The organism is Microbacterium sp. DT81.1 (genome assembly GCF_049844955.1).
Classification (GTDB): domain Bacteria; phylum Actinomycetota; class Actinomycetes; order Actinomycetales; family Microbacteriaceae; genus Microbacterium.
Window position 1 is genome coordinate 284,374 of record NZ_JBNCMA010000006.1, and the last position, 16,026, is coordinate 300,399.

A 16,026-nucleotide genomic window follows, 5' to 3' on the forward strand; every position below is an offset into this window, starting at 1 on the left:
GGCCCCCCCCGCCGTCCCGGCCGCGGTCGACACGCCGGAAGTCCGCCTCGCGGATGCGCGCGTGCACCCCGCAGACGATGTCGACGACCTGCGAGATGTCGAAGTCGGTGGCGGCGCTGAGATACGCGTAGGCCAGGTGCTCCTCGAGGCTCCACCGCGCCTGCAGAAGCGAGAGCGCGGCCCGCACGCAGCGGCGCATCGCCTCGTTGAGATCCGGATCGAGGCCGGTCGGCACGAGGTACTCGGGCGTCCGCACGAGCGGCCCGGTGATCTCGCCGAACTCGCTCAGCGCCTCGGCGCGCGGCACGACGTCGAAGCGCAGCGTGGCCCGCAGCGATGCCTCGAGTGCGGTGAGCGCCACCTCGCCGTCGCCCTGCGCGAAGTGCGGGTCGCCGACGTAGGCGAGCGCGCCGGCCACCTGCACCGGCAGGTACAGGACGGCGCCTTCGACCAGCAGATTGATGTCGATGTTTCCGCCGTGCGACCCCGGCGGCACCGAGTGGGGGCGCTCGTTGCCGGCCACCGCCACGCCCATCGTGCCGAGGAAGGGGGCGAGCGGGAACTCCACGATCCGCGGGCCTCCATCGGTCACCGGAAGCACGCCGACGAGCCCCTCAGGCCGCCGCTCGACGGGCGTGAACACCGACATCGTGGTCAGGGCACGGGGCAGCAGCCCGGCGAGCGCGCCCTTGCCGTGCCGGTTCGAGATGACCCCGTATGGCACGCGCGGCTGCAGGCGCTCGACCGTGATCTTCAGCAGATCGCCCGGCTGCGCGCCCTCGACGTGGATGGGGCCGGTGACGACGTGCGGGCCGTCGGACTCCGGGTCGCGGGCGAGGCTCCCTGCGATCGCGATGGCATCCTCCAGGACGGATGCCGCGGGCACGCCGTGCCCGCCGAAGTAGGCGATGGGGTCCTTGCCCTGGTCCTCGAGCACGCCCTCGTGGCTGACGGTGTCGATCGTGACGCTCTCGCCCGACGCGATGCTCAGCACCGTGGCATCCGTCTCGCACGGCAGCCTGCCCCACAGCACGGTGTGCGGCGTCGCGCGCAGGTAGTGCGCCGCGGGGATCTCGCCCACGCCGGGCTGCAGGATCTCCATGACGCCGACCATCCCCCCATCCAACTGCATCCGCGTGCCGGGCGCGCGGGCTCGACCCATCACGCCGACGCGGTCGCCCGCGCCGAGAGCAGCCGACCGCGGGGCTTGCCGCGGAACTCCGGGGCCTCTCCCGGCCCGCCCTCGGTGACGTTGTAGATCGCCTTGCCGTGCAGCCAGGTGCGGCGGATGCGGCCGCTCAGCACGCGGTGGTCGTAGGCGGTGATCGGGTTCTTGTGCAGCAGCCGCCGCGCATCGATCACGAGGGGGTCATCGACCCCGAAGACGGTGAGGTGGGCCGGCGCTCCGGGCGCGATCACCCCCGCGCCCTCGAGCCCGGCGACGCCCGCGGGGCCCGTCGTGAAGAGCGGCAGGATGCGCTCGAGCGGGATGCCGCGGTCGCGCGCCTCGGTCCACACGGCCGACAGGCCCACCTGCAGGCCGGCGATGCCGCCCCACGCCAACCCGAAGTCGCCCTCGCCGGACCGCTTGAGGTCGACCGTGGAGGGCGAGTGGTCGCTGACGATCGCGTCGATGGTGCCGTCGACGATCCCGTCCCACAGCAGGTCGCGGTTCGCCGATCCCCGGATCGGGGGGCAGCACTTGAACTCGCTGGCGCCGTCGGGGATCTCCTCCGCCACGATCGTCAGGTAGTGCGGGCAGGTCTCGACCGTCAGCGCCACGCCCGCGGCCTTGGCCGCACGGATGGCGGGGAGGGAGTGCGCGTCGCTCAGGTGCAGGATGTGGGCGCGGGCGCCCGTGCGCCGTGCCGCATCGATGACCGCATCGATGGCGGATGCCTCGCTCTCGGCCGGGCGCGAGGCGAGGAACGCCGAGTACTCGCGGCCGAGAGCCCCGTCCGCGGCGAGCAGCGCCGGGTCTTCGGCGTGCACGATCAGCCGCGATCCGAGCGCGGCGACCTCCTCCATGGCGGCGAGCAGCTGGGCTCGGTCGAGGTGCGGGAACTCGTCCACGCCGGAGGGTGAGAGGAAGCACTTGAACCCGTACACCCCCGCCACGTGCAGCGGGGCAAGCCTGCCCAGGTTCTCGGGCACCGCTCCACCCCAGAACCCGACGTCGATGTAGGCGGAAGGGGCGGCGGCGGCCTTCTTGACGCCGAGCGCCTCCGCCGTCGTCGTCGGCGGCAGGGAGTTGAGCGGCATGTCGACGATCGTCGTCACCCCGCCCGCCGCGGCGGCGAGGGTGGCGGAGCGGAACCCCTCCCACTCGGTGCGGCCCGGCTCGTTGACGTGCACGTGCGAGTCGACGAGCCCGGGCAGCAGCACGGCGTCATCGGGCACGAGCACCTGGCGTGCGCCGGCGACCTTATCCCGCCCGCCCACGACGTCGGCGATGCGTCTGTCCTCGACGACGACGGCGGCGGGGCGCAGGGTGCCGTCGAGGAAGGTCCTTCCTGCGCGGATGACGAGGCGGCGGTCCCCCACTCAGGCTCCGATCGACACGTCGGCGCCCTCAGTGGCCGTAGCGGCGGCATCCGTCTTCGCCCGGTACGACCACATCACCGCGATGTACAGCAGTGCACCGAGCGCCGCCCCGATCACCCAGGCGAAGCCGCTCAGGTCCTTGAGCGCAGGCACCCACACGGCTGCGATCGAGAAGATCGCCGCGACGCCGATCGCAAGGAGCGCGCGCACGTTCCAGCCGCGCTGGTAGAAGTAGCGACCGGCCTCGTCCATCGAGAACAGGTCGGCGACCTTCACCGAGCGCCGCTGAACGATGTAGTAGTCGGCCACGAGTACACCGTAGAGCGGTGCGAGGATCGCGCCCAGGGTGTCGACGAACATCGGCAGCCCGATCTGGCTGATCGTCGCAACCCACAGCGCTCCGACCACGAAGCCCAGCGCCGCCGTCAGGTAGCCGCCGGTCTTGAAGCTGATCCGCTGCGGCGAGAGGTTCGACAGGTCGTAGGCCGGAGGGATGAAGTTGGCGACGAGGTTGATGCCGATCGTCGCGACGACGAAGGTGATCGCCGCGATGATCGTGAGGAACACGTTGCCGACGAGCCCGACGATGTCGGCGGGGTTCGTCAGCGGCTCGCCCTCGCCGCCCTGCAGCACGATGTACGCGCCGGCGGTGGTGAAGAGGCTGAGGAACGTGAAGAACGTCAGGCTGACCGGAAGGCCGTAGAAGTTGCCGCGGCGCATCGCCTTCTCGCTGCGGGAGAACCGCGCGAAGTCGCCGAAGTTGATGATCACGGCGGAGAAGTAGGCGATCATCGTGCCGATGACCCCGAAGAACGCGGCGACGGCGGCCCAGCCCTCGACCGACGAGTTGTTGAAGATGGACCCCACCGCCGGCAGCAGCCGGTCGCCCGCCTGCACCCAGATGGCGACCAGCAGCGCGATCATGACGACGTAGACGGCCGGGCCGGCGAAGTTGAGGAACTTCTCGATCCACGCGATGCCTTTGAGGAACAGCACGACCTGCAGGGCGGCGACGAAGACGTAGGACACCCAGTCGATGACGTCCATCCCGAGGAACTCGGGCAGCTCCGGGCTGAGGAAGATCGCGTTGAGGGCGAGGGCGACGGCGGTGGAGGCGAAGTAGGTCTGCGCGCCGTACCAGAAGATCGCGACGATTCCTCGGATGAGAGCGGGGAACTGCGCGCCCTTCACGCCCATGCTGGAGCGGGCCATGACGGCGTAGGGGATGCCGTACTTGACGCTCGGCTTGCCCGTCAGATTCACGAGGAAGTTGACGAAGAATCCGGCGAGGATGATCGCCGCGAACACCCACCACCCGTTGATGCCGGCGGTGATGAACAGGCTCGCGGCCAGCGTGTAGCCGGCGAGGCTCTGCACGTCGTTCGTCCACACGTTGAAGAACTCGAACGCGCCCCAGCGGCGCTTGGACTCCACCAGCGGAGCCAGGTCCTCGTTGTAGAGGCCCGGGTGGGGGGCGGCACCGACTTCTGTGTCGAATGCGTGCCCGGCGGGAAGGGTTGTGGCCATGCGATGCCTCCAGCGGGGGATGGGACTGGATCAAGCGGGGAACGGCGACGGTGGCGTCCTGCGGCCACGCTATTCCCGGTGCGGAGGCCCCCGATTTCGGCCGTGTAACGGGTTTGTGACCTCTCGAGCCCGCGGCGGTACTGCGTTTTCACACGGGCGAAACGCCGGAGGGGTACGGTCGCATCACGGAAGGCGGTCGGCATGCACCTCGAGCAGTTCAACGCAGCGGATGCCGCGGACGCGGCCGTCGTGGTGCGGCTCTGGGCCGATATCCCCTGGTGGATCGGAGCCATCCTGTCGGGCCGGCCGTATGCCGACGTGGACACGCTCGCAGCCCGCGCCGCGGCGCTGGCTGCGCGCTGGAACGCCGCCGACCTGGAGACGGCGCTCGCACACCACCCGCGCATCGGCGAGCGCCCGAGCGGAGTCGGCGCCCAAGCCGCAGCATCCCGTCGTGAGCAGTCGTCGATGGATGCCGCTGCCTCCGATGTCGCGGCCCGCATCGCCGCCGGCAACGAGGCCTACGAGCGCCGGTTCGGCCGGGTGTTCCTCATCCGGGCCGCCGGGCGTTCGCCCGAGCAGATGCTGGGCGAGCTGGAGCGACGGCTCCGCAACGACCCGTCGACCGAGCAGCGCGAGGCGCTCGGGCAGCTGGCGGAGATCGCGGTGCTGCGGCTGCGCTCGAGCCTCGATGACATCCCGATCACGAAGGCGGCCTCATGACCTCCCACCTCACCACCCACGTGCTCGACGCCGCCACGGGCGCCCCCGCCGAGGGCATCGACGTCGTTCTCGCCGCGGCATCCGCAGCCGCCGTGCTCGCCGAAGCGCGCGGTTCGGTGCTCGCCCACGGCCGCACCGACGCCGACGGGCGCCTCGCGCTCGGGCCGGAGCGGCTGCCGGCGGGGGACTACATGCTGACGTTCCTCACCGGCGAGTACTTCGCGGCGCGAAAGGTGCCGACGTTCTACCCCTACATCACCGTGACCTTCATCGTCGAGGTCGCGGACGACGGTTCCAGCCGCCACTACCACGTTCCGTTGCTGCTCAGCCCGTTCGCCTACTCGACCTACAGGGGGAGTTAGCCATGAGTGATGTGTCCGTCAGCCTCGGCGCCAACAAGTACGGCAAGGCAGAGAACAGGGTCGTACGGGTCCTGCGCGACACCGCCCGGCACGAGATCGCCGATCTGAACGTCACGTCGCAGCTGCGGGGAGCGGCGCTCACCGACTCCTACCTGCAGGGCGACAATGCGCTGGTGGTCGCCACGGACACGCAGAAGAACACCATCTACGCGTTCGCCAAGGAACACGGCATCCCCTCGCCGGAGCAGTTCCTGCTGCGGCTCTCGGAGCACTTCGTGCGCGAGTTCGAGTGGATCGAGGGCGGCCTCTGGCAGGCCGAGCAGTACGAGTGGGAGCGGATCGTCGTCGACGGTTCGCCCCACGACCATTCGTTCGTGCGCAAGGGCCAGGGCACGCGCCTGGCGACGGTGCAGGTGGTGGATGCCGCGACCCACGTCACGGGCGGCGTGAAGGACCTCGTGGTGCTGAAGACCACCGGCAGCGAATTCGCCGGCTTCCCCCGCGACCGCTACACGACCCTGGTCGAGACGGACGACCGGGTGATGGCGACCTCGGTCACGGCGCGCTGGCGGTACCTGCCGGAGGCGGTCGAGGCGCGGATCGATTACAACGGGCTGTACGCCGAGGTGCAGCAGGTGCTGCTCGAGACGTTCGCCACCGTGCACTCCCTCGCGCTGCAGCAGACGCTGTGGGAGATGGGCAAGGCGGCGATCCAGGCACGCCCCGAACTCGCGGAGGTGCGCTTCGCGATGCCGAACAAGCACCACTTCGTGTACGACCTCGCGCCGTTCGGCCTCGAGAACCCCGGCGAGGTGTTCTACGCTGCGGACCGCCCGTACGGCCTGATCGAGGGGACCGTGGTGCGCGACGGCGCTGCGCCGGCAGCCCGTGCGTGGCTCGACATCCCGACGTCGATCTGACCCCGGTCGCCGCAGGCGGAGCAGCCGGCGCGGTAGTGGCGTAGATGCGTGTCAGTTCGCCAGGTCGTCGATCGCCGGGGTGTCTCCGCGTCCACGCCCGCGGCGCGACGGCGCGGCTTCTCGGACACGGCGGATGATGAGCACCGCGACTCCCAGCGCGAGGGCCCCGTACACGACGTAGTCGAGGTAGGACAGGTACCCCTCGAGCCGCTCGTGCTGGGTGCCGAGCGCGGCGCCCACGCCGATCAGCAGCGCGTTCCACGCGCCGCTGCCGATGATCGTGTAGAGGCTGAACCGGAACAGGTTCATCCGCGAGGCCCCGGCCGGCAGCGAGATCAGGCTCCGCACCCCGGGTACGAGCCTGCCGACCAGCACGGTCCAGCTGCCGCTGCGGCCGAACCACTCGGCTCCTCGTTCGAGGTCCGATCGACTGACGAGGCGCGTCGCGGCCAGCCACTGCACGGCACGCTGCATGCCTATCGCCGAGCCCAGCCAGTACATGAGCAGCGCGCCGATCCAGGATGCCAGTGTGGCCCAGAACACGAGCCACCCGAGGTTGAGGTCGCCGCTCTGGCTGAGGTACCCCGCGAACGGGAGGATCACTTCGCTGGGGAGCGGGGGGATCAGCACCTCGATGAAGACGAGCACGCCGACGCCGAAGTCGCCGAGGGCGGTGAGGACGTCGGCGGCGAACCCGGTCAGTCCGGTGAAGCCGTGCGCGGAGGTGGAAGCGGAGGCGGTGGAAGAAGTGGAGGCGGAGAAGGCAGTGGAGGCGTCGGTGGCAGTGGCAGTCGTGGCACTCATGAGGTCAGTCCCTGTCGTTGTCATCGCGCCCGATCCTAAGAGACCCGGATGAACCGAACCTGAAGGGAGCGTGGCCGGCGCTCAGGACTTGCCACCTCCCGGATGCTCGGGATCGACCCTCGACACGTCGACGGGCACGCCGTCGCCGACCTGTTCGGCGGCCAGCTCCTCGCCGAGCACCTGCGCCGGGATGAGACCGGTGCCCTCGGCATCCGGATGCACGAGAGCCGCCGCGGCCGGTCCCCGCACCGCGTCGTGCGCCCCGATCTTCGGATCGTCGGCGTGAGCGCGCCTCATCTCCTCGGAGTTCAGCAGCAGGTTCAGCAGGATGGCGGCGATCGCGCCCGCGCTGATCCCCGAGTCGAAGATGAGCGTGAACCACTGCGGGAACTGGTCGTAGATCGTCGGCGCCACTGTGGGCAGCAGGGCGACGCCCACCGAGATCGCGACGATGAGCACGTTGCTGTTGTTGAACCGGACCTTCGAGAGCGTGCGGATGCCGGATGCCGCGACCATCCCGAAGAGCGCGATGCCGGCGCCGCCGAGCACCGCCCGGGGCACGCCCTCCACCAGCGCCGAGATCTTCGGAATGAGACCGAGCACGACCAGGATGACGCCGGCCGCCGTGGCGACCCAGCGGGACTTCACGCCGGTGAGCGACACCAGTCCGACGTTCTGCGCGAACGCCGTGTACGGGAAGGTGTTGAAGATCCCTCCGATGACGGTGCCCAGGCCGTCGGCCCGGAGGCCGTCGGCGAGCTGTCGCCGCCCGACGGGCTTCTCGACGATCTCGCCGACCGCGATCATGTCGCCGGTCGTCTCGGTCATGATCACGATTCCGACGATCAGCATCGACACGATCGACGCCACCTGGAACGTCGGCAGGCCGAAGTGGAACGGGGTGATCAGGGCGAACCACTCTGCCTCCGCGACGCCGGACCAGTCGACCATCCCCGGCACCAGCAGAGCGAGCACCGTGCCGAGCACGAGTCCGAGCAGCACCGACACCCGCTTCAGGGCCGGGGGCGCGAAGCGCTCGATGAGCACGATGAGCAGCAAAGTCCCGAACGCGAAGGCGACGTTGATCGGCGGGGCGCCCTCCTCCGCTCCGTCGACGATCCAGCCGGCCGCAACGCGCATCAGCGTGAGGCCGATGATCAGGATAACGGTGCCCGTGACGATCGGCGGGAAGAAGCGCAGCAGCTGCGAGAAGAACGGGGCGATGAGGATCATGAAGAGGCCGCACGCGATCGTGGCCCCGAAGACCGCCTGGATGCCCTCGCTCTGGCCGATCGCGATCATCGGACCCACCGCGGCAAACGTGACACCCTGCATCAGCGGCAGCCGCACGCCGAAGCGCCAGAACCCGACGGACTGGATGATCGTGGCGATCCCGGCGACGAAGAGGTCGGCGCTGATCAGGAAGGCGAGGTCGGCCGAGGAGTATCCCAGGGCCCCGCCGACGATGAGCGGTACCGCCACCGCGCCGGCGTACATCGCGAGCACGTGCTGAAGACCGAGGGGGAAGAGACGAGCAAGCGGAGGGATCCCGTCGACCGTGTTCCCGTTGCGCCGCTCGGCCTTCGCGGCCTTGCGCTCGGCGCCCGTCTTCTCCGTCACATCCGATGCCGCCATCCGCCCACTCCCGCCGTCGAGGTCCGGCCGTCCGCGTCCGTCCCATTGCCTGGCCTGCAGGCTAAGCTCGCGGCGAGCGGTGAGACCAGGGGATGCCAGCACTGTTTACGACCGCGTTACGCGCCCGCAACGCCCGGGCCGAAGACTCGAGTCCGGGCTGCTCCGGATGCGGGTGACCACGCCACCGAGGAGATGCCGTGACGATCTACCGCGGCCACCTGATCCACGTGGCCGGCAGCCCGACCCTCGCCCGGGCTCCCGAGACCCTCGTCTCGATCCCGGACGGCGCGCTCGCCGTCGACGGGACGGGGCGCATCCGGTACTCCGGCGCGTGGGACGCGATCCCGGCTGAACTGGCTCTCGATGATGTCGTGCTGACGGGCGGCTGCCTCCTGCCGGGGTTCGTCGACACGCACCTGCACTTCCCCCAGACGTTCACCACGGATGCCTTCGGGGGCGGGGAGCTGCTCGAGTGGCTCGAGCGCTGCGTGTTCCCCGCCGAGTCGCGGCTGTCCGATCCGGTCTTCGCCGACCTGGTCGCCGCCGAGTTCGTGCGCCGACGGATCGCTGTCGGCACGACATCCGCCCTCGTCTTCGGCTCGGCGTTCCCCGCCGCGCAGGACGCCCTCTTCCGCCGCGGCCTCGCGGCCGGCCTCCGCACGGTGAGCGGCCGGGGCATCCAGACGGTGGGTCCGGCGAGCGCCGCTCCGCTGCTCACGAGCGAGGATGCCGCGATCGGGCTCGCCCGCGACGAGATCGCCCGCTGGCACGGCCAGGATCCGACCGGCCTCGCGGCCGACCCTCGCGCGGCGCTCGCTCAGGTCGCCGTCGTCCCGCGCTTCAGCCTCGCCGTCACGACCGAGACCCTGTCCGCCCTCGGAGACCTGTACGCCGACGTGCGCGGCGACGGCGTCTACTTCCACTCGCATCTGAACGAGAACGACCGGCGCGGGGACGGCGAGATCCAGGCGGTGCGCGACCTCTACGGCGTCGAGTGCTACCTCGACACCTACGACGGGCGCTTCCTGGCCGGCTCACGTCGGGGCGGCGAGAGCCTGCTCGGCCGGCGCAGCATCCTCGCCCATGCCGTGCACTGCCACGACCGCGAACTGGAGCGACTCGCCGAGACGGGCTCATCCATCGCGCACTGCCCGACATCGCAGCTCTTCCTGGGCAGCGGCACGATGCCCTGGCGGCGCACCGTCGCGTCGGGGACCAACATCTCGATCGGCACCGACATCGGTGCGGGGGACGAGTGGCTGATCCCGCGGGTGCTGAACGACTGCTACAAGGTGCACATGAGCGAGACGGGGACGGATGCCGAGGCGCTGCATCCCGCGCAGCTGCTGTTCCTCGGCACCCTCGCCGGTGCCCGCGCGCTCGATCAGGAATCATCCATCGGCAATCTCGACGCCGGCAAGGAGGCGGACTTCCTGGTCGTGGATGCGGGGGCGCAGCCCGGCCTCTCCGAGGCGCTCGCCGCCGCGGCGGAGCGCGGCCCGGCGTCGCACCTGTTCACCCTGCTGATGGGCATGCGCGAGCAGGCGGTGGCCCAGGTGTTCGTCCGCGGCTCCCGGGTCGTCGCCTGACGCGACGGGCAGGTGAGTGAGGATCCGACCCCGAGAGAGGATCGGTCCCCGAGCCTGTCGAGGGGTCGACGCTTCGACAGGCTCAGCGACCGTGTGAGGGCTGAGCGACCGTCCGTCGTCAGGCCGTGAACACGGCGCGCACCGGCGCGCCGACCGCCGCCCGCCCGTCCAGCGCGGCGATCTCGAGCACCACGGCCGTGCCGACGACCTCCCACCCCAGCGCGGAGCCGATCTCGTGGGCGGCCCGGATGGTTCCGCCGGTCGCCAGCACGTCGTCGAGGATCAGCACCCGCGAACCGGCGGGCAGGTCACCGCGGTGGGCCTCGATGGTCGCCGTGCCGTACTCGAGGGCGTACTCGGCCGACACCCTCTCACGGGGCAGTTTGCCGGCCTTGCGGATCGGCACCAGCCCGACATCCGCCGCCCTCGACGCCGCCCCGGCGAGCACGAACCCGCGGGCCTCGATGCCGGCGACGGCGTCGAACCGCCCGTGGAACGGCGCCAGGAGCGCATCGATGACGGCGCGGAAAGCCGCGGCATCCGCGAAGAGAGGCGTCAGGTCGCGGAACACGATGCCGGGCTCAGGATAGTCCGGGATCGAGGCGATCAGGGTCTGCGCTCGGGACAGCGCGGAGGGTTCGTCCATGCCGGTCACCCTAGCGAGACACCGCAGGGCGTGCGGGTTCCGGGAGCGTCACCGCGGCACCGTGGAAGGGGAGTGCAAGCGTTTGCAGTACCCTGGTCGCATGACTTTGATGCACGAGGCGATGATCGAGCGCGCGCTCTCCACGACCGGGTCGTTCCCCGGCGCGGAGTGGTGGCGCTCCGCCGTCATCTACCAGATCTACCCCCGCTCCTTCGCGGACGCGAACGGCGACGGGATCGGCGACCTTCCCGGAGTGACGAGCCGTCTCGACTCGCTCCAGCGTCTCGGTGTCGACGCCATCTGGCTGAGCCCGTTCATGACCTCGCCCCAGAAGGATGCCGGCTACGACGTCGCCGACTACTGCGATGTGGATCCGCTCTTCGGCACGCTGGAGGACTTCGACGACCTGCTCGCGGCCGCCCACGCCCGCGGCATCCGGGTCATCGTCGACCTCGTTCCCAACCACTCGAGCGACCAGCACGTCTGGTTCCAGGAGGCCCTCGCCGCCGGCCCCGGCAGTCCGGAGCGCGCCCGCTACATCTTCCGCGACGGGAAGGGGGAGAACGGCGAGCTGCCCCCGAACAACTGGGAGTCGGTCTTCGGCGGACCCCAGTGGACCCGCACGACCAACCCCGACGGCACGCCGGGCCAGTGGTACCTGCACATCTTCGACACGACGCAGCCCGACTTCGACTGGTCGAATCCGGTCGTCTGGGAGGAGTTCCGCCGCATCCTGCGCTTCTGGCTCGACCGGGGCGTCGACGGCTTCCGCGTCGACGTGGCGCACGGCCTGATGAAGGCCGATGGACTCCCCGACTACACCCCGCCGGCGGATGCCGCGTCCATGGGCGGCGACGAGGCGGACGTGCCGTACTGGGGTCAGGACAGCGTGCACGAGGTGTACCGCGACTGGCACAAGGTGATGGCCGAATACGACGGCGACCGGGCGCTCTGCGCCGAGGCGTGGCTTCCGACGATCGAGAAGACGGCCCGGTGGGTGCGCCCCGACGAGATGCACCAGGCCTTCAACTTCACGTACCTCGAGACGCCGTGGGATCCCGACGCCCTCCGCGCCGTGATCGACGATTCGATCCGCGGCTTCGCGGCGGTCGGAGCGCCGAGCACCTGGGTGCTCTCGAACCACGATGTCGTCCGGCACGCCTCTCGGCTCGCTCTGACGGCCGAGAACCCGCAGGGCCACGGCATCGGCCCCGACTCTCCGGGCAAGCCGATCGCCGACGTCGGCCTTCGCCGCGCTCGCGCGGCCACGAGCCTGATGCTCGCGCTGCCGGGTTCCGCCTACCTCTACCAGGGTGAGGAGCTCGGCCTGCCCGAGGTCATCGACCTCCCGGACGACGCGCGCCAGGATCCGACGTGGTTCCGCACGCAGGGCGAGCGGTACGGGCGCGACGGATGCCGGGTGCCGCTCCCCTGGACCGCCGACGGCGTCGGGCACGGCTTCAGTGACACCGGCGCCTCCTGGCTGCCGCAGCCCGCCGAGTGGGCGGCCTTCGCCCGCGACGTGCAGCAGGCCGACCCGGACTCGACGCTCAACCTCTACACCCGTCTGCTCGAACTGCGCGCGCGCTTCTCCCTCGGGCACGGCGAACTGGAATGGCTCGACGGCTACGGCCCGGATGTCATCGCCTTCCGCCGCGGAGGGCTGTATGTTGTGGCGAACCTCGGCGACAACCCGGTCGACGTGGGTGGCGAGGACGTGCAGGTCCTCGCGCAGAGCGAGCCGTTCGCCGGAACGGTCGTGCCGACCGACACGACCGTCTGGTTCGAGCGGGTCTGATCCCGATCCGGCGCGGCCCCGCAGGGGAGCCCGACAGGAAGCAGCGACACCGTGGTGAGCATCGATGAAGTGGCCCGCCTCGCGGGGGTCTCCACCGCCACGGTCTCGCGCGCCCTGAGCGGTCGGGGACACGTCTCCGCGGCCACCCGCGCGCGCGTCGAAGCCGCGACGGAGAGCCTCGGCTACGTCGTCTCGGCCTCGGCGTCGAGCCTCGCGTCCGGCCGCACGCGCAACATCGGCGTGCTCGTGCCGTTCCTCGACCGGTGGTTCTTCAGCACGGTGCTGAACGGCGTCGCGTCGGCGCTGATGCGCCGGGGGTACGACATCACGCTCTACAACCTCACGGCCGATGCCGACGTGCGGCGCAGCATCTTCGAGACCTTCCTGCGCCGCCAGCGCGTCGACGGCGTCATCGCCGTCTCGATCGAACTCGGTCCCGAAGAGACCGCCCGCCTGAGCGAACTCGACCTGCCCGTGATCGCGATCGGGGGCCCCAACCCGCGCCTCTCGACCCTCACGGTCGACGACGTGGCCGTCGCGCGGCTCGCCACCGAGCACCTGCTCGCGCTCGGACACCGCGACATCGCGCACATCGGCGCCAACCCGCAGTTCGACCTGGACTTCCACATCCCGACCCACCGCCGTCAGGGCTTCGAGCAGGCGATGGCGGATGCCGGCATCCCGGCTCGCCCCGCGCTGTACGAGCCGGCCGACTTCACGATCGAGGGCGGATTCCGTGCCGCGAAGCAGCTGCTCGGCCGACCGGGCCCGCGGCCGACGGCGATCTTCGCGGCTTCGGACGAGATGGCGATCGGCGCGCTGCTCGCCGCCCGCGAGCTGGGATACCGGGTGCCGGAGGACCTCTCCATCATCGGCATCGACGGCCACGAGCTCGGGGAGTTCTTCCGCCTCACGACCGTGGACCAGTTCCCCCTCGGGCAGGGCGAACGAGCGGCCGACGCGATCCTCGACGAACTCGAGCGCGGCGACGCCGCCCCCGTGGAGCACGCCCCGGGTGAGCTGCCGTACGAGCTCGTGGTGCGCGGCACCACGGCCCGCCACGACGGCTGACCCGGCCTTCCGACCCCGGGTTCAGGGGCCCGGGTTTCGCGGGCGCCTCCCTTCTCTCGGCGCCCGGGCTCCGGGGGCCCTTGCATCCCTGGTTCGGGGCGCCTCACGATCTTTGGGGCGCAACTGCTGCGCCCCAAAGAGACTCGTACGCCCCAAACCGCGCGAAGGGGTCGTGGCGGGGGCCCCCAGCCGGCCGGACCGGGAGCGCGATTAGGCTCGGACGCATGACCATCGACCTCGAGGCCCTGTACATCGACCTGCACCGGCATCCGGAACTCTCCTTCCAGGAGACGCGCACCGCCGGCATCGCCGCGCAGCACATGCGCGACCTCGGGCTCGAAGTGATCGAGGGCCTCGGGGTCACCGGAGTCGCCGCCGTGCTTCCAAACGGCGAAGGCCCCGTCGTGTGGCTGCGCGCCGACATGGATGCCCTGCCGGTGGCCGAGCGCACGGGTCTGGACTACGCGAGCATCGCGCATGGGCGCGATCCGGCCGGCAACGAGGTCCCCGTCATGCACGCGTGCGGGCACGACATGCACGTGAGCGCCCTGGTCGGCGCGATCGAGCGGCTGGTGGAGACCCGGGACCAGTGGACGGGCACGGTCGTCGCGCTCTTCCAGCCGGCCGAGGAATACGGGGCCGGGTCGCAGGCGATGATCGCCGACGCCCTGCTCGAGCGCGTCCCCCGCCCCGACGTCGTGCTCGGCCAGCACGTGACCCCGTTGCCCACCGGCACGATCGGCGTACGGCCCGGCACCCAGATGGCCGCCTCGGATGGCCTCACGGTCATGCTCTACGGGCGCGGCGGGCATGGCTCCCGTCCGCACTCGACGATCGATCCCATCGTGCTCGCCGCGGCCACGGTCATGAGGCTGCAGACGATCGTCTCGCGCGAGGTCGATCCTCGCGACGTCGCGGTGGTCACCGTCGGCTCGATGCACGCCGGGCTGAAGAACAACATCATCCCGGCCGAGGCGAAGCTCGAACTCAGCCTGCGGTACCCCGACGATGAGGCACGCGACCGCATCCTCGCCAAGGTGGAGCGCATCGTGAACGCCGAGGCCGCGGCATCCGGCGTGGAGACGCCCCCCACGATCACGACCGACCACTCGCTGCCCCCGACGATCAACGACGCCGACGCCACCGCGCGGCTGACCGCGGCGTTCGACGGGGCCTTCGGCGAGGGCACGGTTCTCGATCCGGGCATGTTCACCGGAAGCGAGGACGTCTCGTGGTTCGCCACCGAGGCAGGCGTTCCGCTCGTGTTCTGGTTCTGGGGAGGCGTCGACTCGGAGGCATTCGCGAAGGCCACCGCCGCCGGCACCGTCGACCGCGACGTCCCGACGAATCATTCGCCGTTCTACGCCCCGGTGCTGCAGCCGACGCTGGACAATGGCGTGGCGAACCTCGTGGTGGCTGCCCGCGAATGGCTGGCCGACAAGGCCTCGTAGACTGCCGCACATGTCGGGCACCTCAGCTTCCGCGCGAGAAGATGACACGGCGGATGCCGCCGCAGACCACGCGGAGGTCGCGGAAGCCGACGCTCGAGCCACGGCGGACGGCAAGGCGGATGCCGAACCGCCGTCGCGCCTCGCGCGCGCGTGGTGGTGGGCGTCCGACTACGTCTACGCGGCGCGGCGGCAGCTGTCGATCCTCGCGCCGCCATGGACGATCGGCCGTCCTCGCCCGGAACCCGGCGGCTGGCGTCGTGGCTCGCCCGACCTCCCGGAGATCATCCTGCTCCCGGGCGTATACGAGCACTGGACGTTCATGCGCCCGCTCGGCGACGCACTGAGTCAGGCAGGACACCGCGTCACCGTGGTGCACGGACTGGGCGTCAACCGCCGAGGTGTCGTCGAGACGTCGGAGCGCCTGGGCCGCGCGCTCGCCAAGAAGCGACCCGCCCCCGCCGGCCGCGTGATCGTGGCGCATAGCAAGGGCGGACTGATCGGCAAGCATCTGCTCATCTCCTCCGGAGCCGCCACGGCGGCGGCGGCGCAGGCGGTCACGGGCGGCGACCCCGCAGAGGCGGCGGCGAGCGCACCCGCTCCGGATGCCGCGTCCACCGACGCGCGGCCGCTGGGCCTGCTCGGGCTCGTGGCGGTGTGCACGCCGTTCAAGGGATCGCGCCTCGCGCGCTACCTCGTCGATCCGAGCGTGCGGGCCATGCTGCCCAACGACGAGACCATCGTCACCCTCGGCCGCGACTCATCCGTCAACGGCCGAATCGTCTCGGTGTTCGGCGGCTACGACCCGCACATCCCCGACGGCAGCATGCTGGAGGGAGCCACCAACGTGCAGGTGCCCGCCGTCGGGCACTTCGCTGTGCTGGCCGCGCGGGCGACCCACCTGGCCGTGCTCGACGGCGTCCGGATGCTCTCGACCCGCTGACCCCCCGTCCCCCGCC

13 protein-coding genes and 1 pseudogene are annotated in these 16,026 nt (G+C 70.8%); 8 read left to right on the plus strand and 6 right to left on the minus strand.

The window, feature by feature from the left end; translation table 11 throughout:
- Positions 1–28 precede the first annotated feature (28 nt).
- From ACLQ2Q_RS17160 to ACLQ2Q_RS17170, 3 genes and pseudogenes are all read right to left on the minus strand, one after another.
- Positions 29–1,114 (minus strand): annotated as a pseudogene (locus ACLQ2Q_RS17160) (acetamidase/formamidase family protein); the annotation flags it as partial.
- Positions 1,115–1,161: 47 nt separating this feature from the next.
- The gene (allB, locus tag ACLQ2Q_RS17165; protein WP_425822089.1) at positions 1,162–2,544 is read right to left on the minus strand and encodes an allantoinase AllB; all 1,383 of its coding nucleotides are present in this window, start codon (positions 2,542–2,544) and stop codon (positions 1,162–1,164) included.
- Positions 2,545–4,071: an NCS1 family nucleobase:cation symporter-1 gene (locus tag ACLQ2Q_RS17170; protein ID WP_425822091.1), complete on the minus strand. Its 1,527-nt coding sequence runs from the start codon at positions 4,069–4,071 to the stop codon at positions 2,545–2,547.
- Between the two features lie 201 nt (positions 4,072–4,272).
- Between ACLQ2Q_RS17170 and uraD the strand changes: the two genes are divergently transcribed.
- The 3 genes from uraD to pucL are packed head-to-tail and all read left to right on the plus strand — an operon-like array spanning position 4,273 to position 6,076.
- Positions 4,273–4,794, plus strand: coding sequence for a 2-oxo-4-hydroxy-4-carboxy-5-ureidoimidazoline decarboxylase (gene uraD, locus ACLQ2Q_RS17175; protein WP_425822093.1), 522 nt, complete (start codon positions 4,273–4,275; stop codon positions 4,792–4,794).
- Positions 4,791–5,156 carry a hydroxyisourate hydrolase gene (uraH, locus tag ACLQ2Q_RS17180; RefSeq protein WP_425822095.1) on the plus strand — a complete coding sequence of 122 codons (366 nt, stop codon included), beginning with the start codon at positions 4,791–4,793 and terminating at the stop codon, positions 5,154–5,156. The genes uraD and uraH overlap by 4 nt, the downstream gene beginning before the upstream one ends.
- A gap of 2 nt (positions 5,157–5,158) precedes the next feature.
- Complete coding sequence (gene pucL / locus ACLQ2Q_RS17185) at positions 5,159–6,076, plus strand: factor-independent urate hydroxylase (RefSeq protein ID WP_425822097.1); 918 nt, start codon at positions 5,159–5,161, stop codon at positions 6,074–6,076.
- A gap of 51 nt (positions 6,077–6,127) precedes the next feature.
- Here the strand turns inward: pucL and ACLQ2Q_RS17190 are convergent, their stop codons facing one another.
- Together ACLQ2Q_RS17190 and ACLQ2Q_RS17195 are read right to left on the minus strand one after the other, a co-directional pair.
- Entirely contained in the window at positions 6,128–6,880 is a 753-nt protein-coding gene (locus ACLQ2Q_RS17190) for a DedA family protein (protein ID WP_425822099.1), read from the minus strand.
- An 81-nt stretch (positions 6,881–6,961) separates the two neighbouring features.
- A complete protein-coding gene (locus tag ACLQ2Q_RS17195; RefSeq protein ID WP_425822101.1) occupies positions 6,962–8,515 on the minus strand; it encodes a nucleobase:cation symporter-2 family protein in 1,554 nt (517 codons plus the stop codon).
- A gap of 197 nt (positions 8,516–8,712) precedes the next feature.
- Here ACLQ2Q_RS17195 and ACLQ2Q_RS17200 point away from each other — a divergent pair, with 197 nt between their 5' ends.
- Complete coding sequence (locus ACLQ2Q_RS17200) at positions 8,713–10,104, plus strand: amidohydrolase family protein (RefSeq protein ID WP_425822103.1); 1,392 nt, start codon at positions 8,713–8,715, stop codon at positions 10,102–10,104.
- A gap of 118 nt (positions 10,105–10,222) precedes the next feature.
- Here the strand turns inward: ACLQ2Q_RS17200 and ACLQ2Q_RS17205 are convergent, their stop codons facing one another.
- Positions 10,223–10,750, minus strand: coding sequence for an adenine phosphoribosyltransferase (locus ACLQ2Q_RS17205; protein ID WP_425822105.1), 528 nt, complete (start codon positions 10,748–10,750; stop codon positions 10,223–10,225).
- Between the two features lie 109 nt (positions 10,751–10,859).
- Between ACLQ2Q_RS17205 and ACLQ2Q_RS17210 the strand changes: the two genes are divergently transcribed.
- The 4 genes from ACLQ2Q_RS17210 to ACLQ2Q_RS17225 all read left to right on the plus strand — a co-directional run bounded on the left by ACLQ2Q_RS17210 (position 10,860) and on the right by ACLQ2Q_RS17225 (position 16,010).
- Entirely contained in the window at positions 10,860–12,548 is a 1,689-nt protein-coding gene (locus ACLQ2Q_RS17210) for a glycoside hydrolase family 13 protein (protein ID WP_425822332.1), read from the plus strand.
- 51 nt (positions 12,549–12,599) lie between these two features.
- The gene (locus tag ACLQ2Q_RS17215) at positions 12,600–13,619 is read left to right on the plus strand and encodes a LacI family DNA-binding transcriptional regulator (RefSeq protein WP_425822107.1); all 1,020 of its coding nucleotides are present in this window, start codon (positions 12,600–12,602) and stop codon (positions 13,617–13,619) included.
- 224 nt (positions 13,620–13,843) lie between these two features.
- Entirely contained in the window at positions 13,844–15,070 is a 1,227-nt protein-coding gene (locus ACLQ2Q_RS17220) for an amidohydrolase (RefSeq protein WP_425822109.1), read from the plus strand.
- Positions 15,071–15,080: 10 nt separating this feature from the next.
- Positions 15,081–16,010 carry an esterase/lipase family protein gene (locus ACLQ2Q_RS17225; RefSeq protein ID WP_425822111.1) on the plus strand — a complete coding sequence of 310 codons (930 nt, stop codon included), beginning with the start codon at positions 15,081–15,083 and terminating at the stop codon, positions 16,008–16,010.
- The last annotated feature ends 16 nt before the right edge of the window (positions 16,011–16,026 follow it).

What these genes read in the sequence shown, in the direction of transcription:
- ACLQ2Q_RS17170 (WP_425822091.1), bottom strand. Translation starts at nt 4,071, where the DNA reads ATGGCCACAACCCTTCCCGCCGGGCACGCATTCGACACAGAAGTCGGT.
- uraD (WP_425822093.1), top strand. Translation starts at nt 4,273, where the DNA reads ATGCACCTCGAGCAGTTCAACGCAGCGGATGCCGCGGACGCGGCCGTC.
- uraH (WP_425822095.1), top strand. Translation starts at nt 4,791, where the DNA reads ATGACCTCCCACCTCACCACCCACGTGCTCGACGCCGCCACGGGCGCC.
- pucL (WP_425822097.1), top strand. Translation starts at nt 5,159, where the DNA reads ATGAGTGATGTGTCCGTCAGCCTCGGCGCCAACAAGTACGGCAAGGCA.
- ACLQ2Q_RS17190 (WP_425822099.1), bottom strand. Translation starts at nt 6,880, where the DNA reads ATGAGTGCCACGACTGCCACTGCCACCGACGCCTCCACTGCCTTCTCC.
- ACLQ2Q_RS17195 (WP_425822101.1), bottom strand. Translation starts at nt 8,515, where the DNA reads ATGGCGGCATCGGATGTGACGGAGAAGACGGGCGCCGAGCGCAAGGCC.
- ACLQ2Q_RS17205 (WP_425822105.1), bottom strand. Translation starts at nt 10,750, where the DNA reads ATGGACGAACCCTCCGCGCTGTCCCGAGCGCAGACCCTGATCGCCTCG.
- ACLQ2Q_RS17210 (WP_425822332.1), top strand. Translation starts at nt 10,860, where the DNA reads ATGCACGAGGCGATGATCGAGCGCGCGCTCTCCACGACCGGGTCGTTC.
- ACLQ2Q_RS17220 (WP_425822109.1), top strand. Translation starts at nt 13,844, where the DNA reads ATGACCATCGACCTCGAGGCCCTGTACATCGACCTGCACCGGCATCCG.
- ACLQ2Q_RS17225 (WP_425822111.1), top strand. Translation starts at nt 15,081, where the DNA reads ATGTCGGGCACCTCAGCTTCCGCGCGAGAAGATGACACGGCGGATGCC.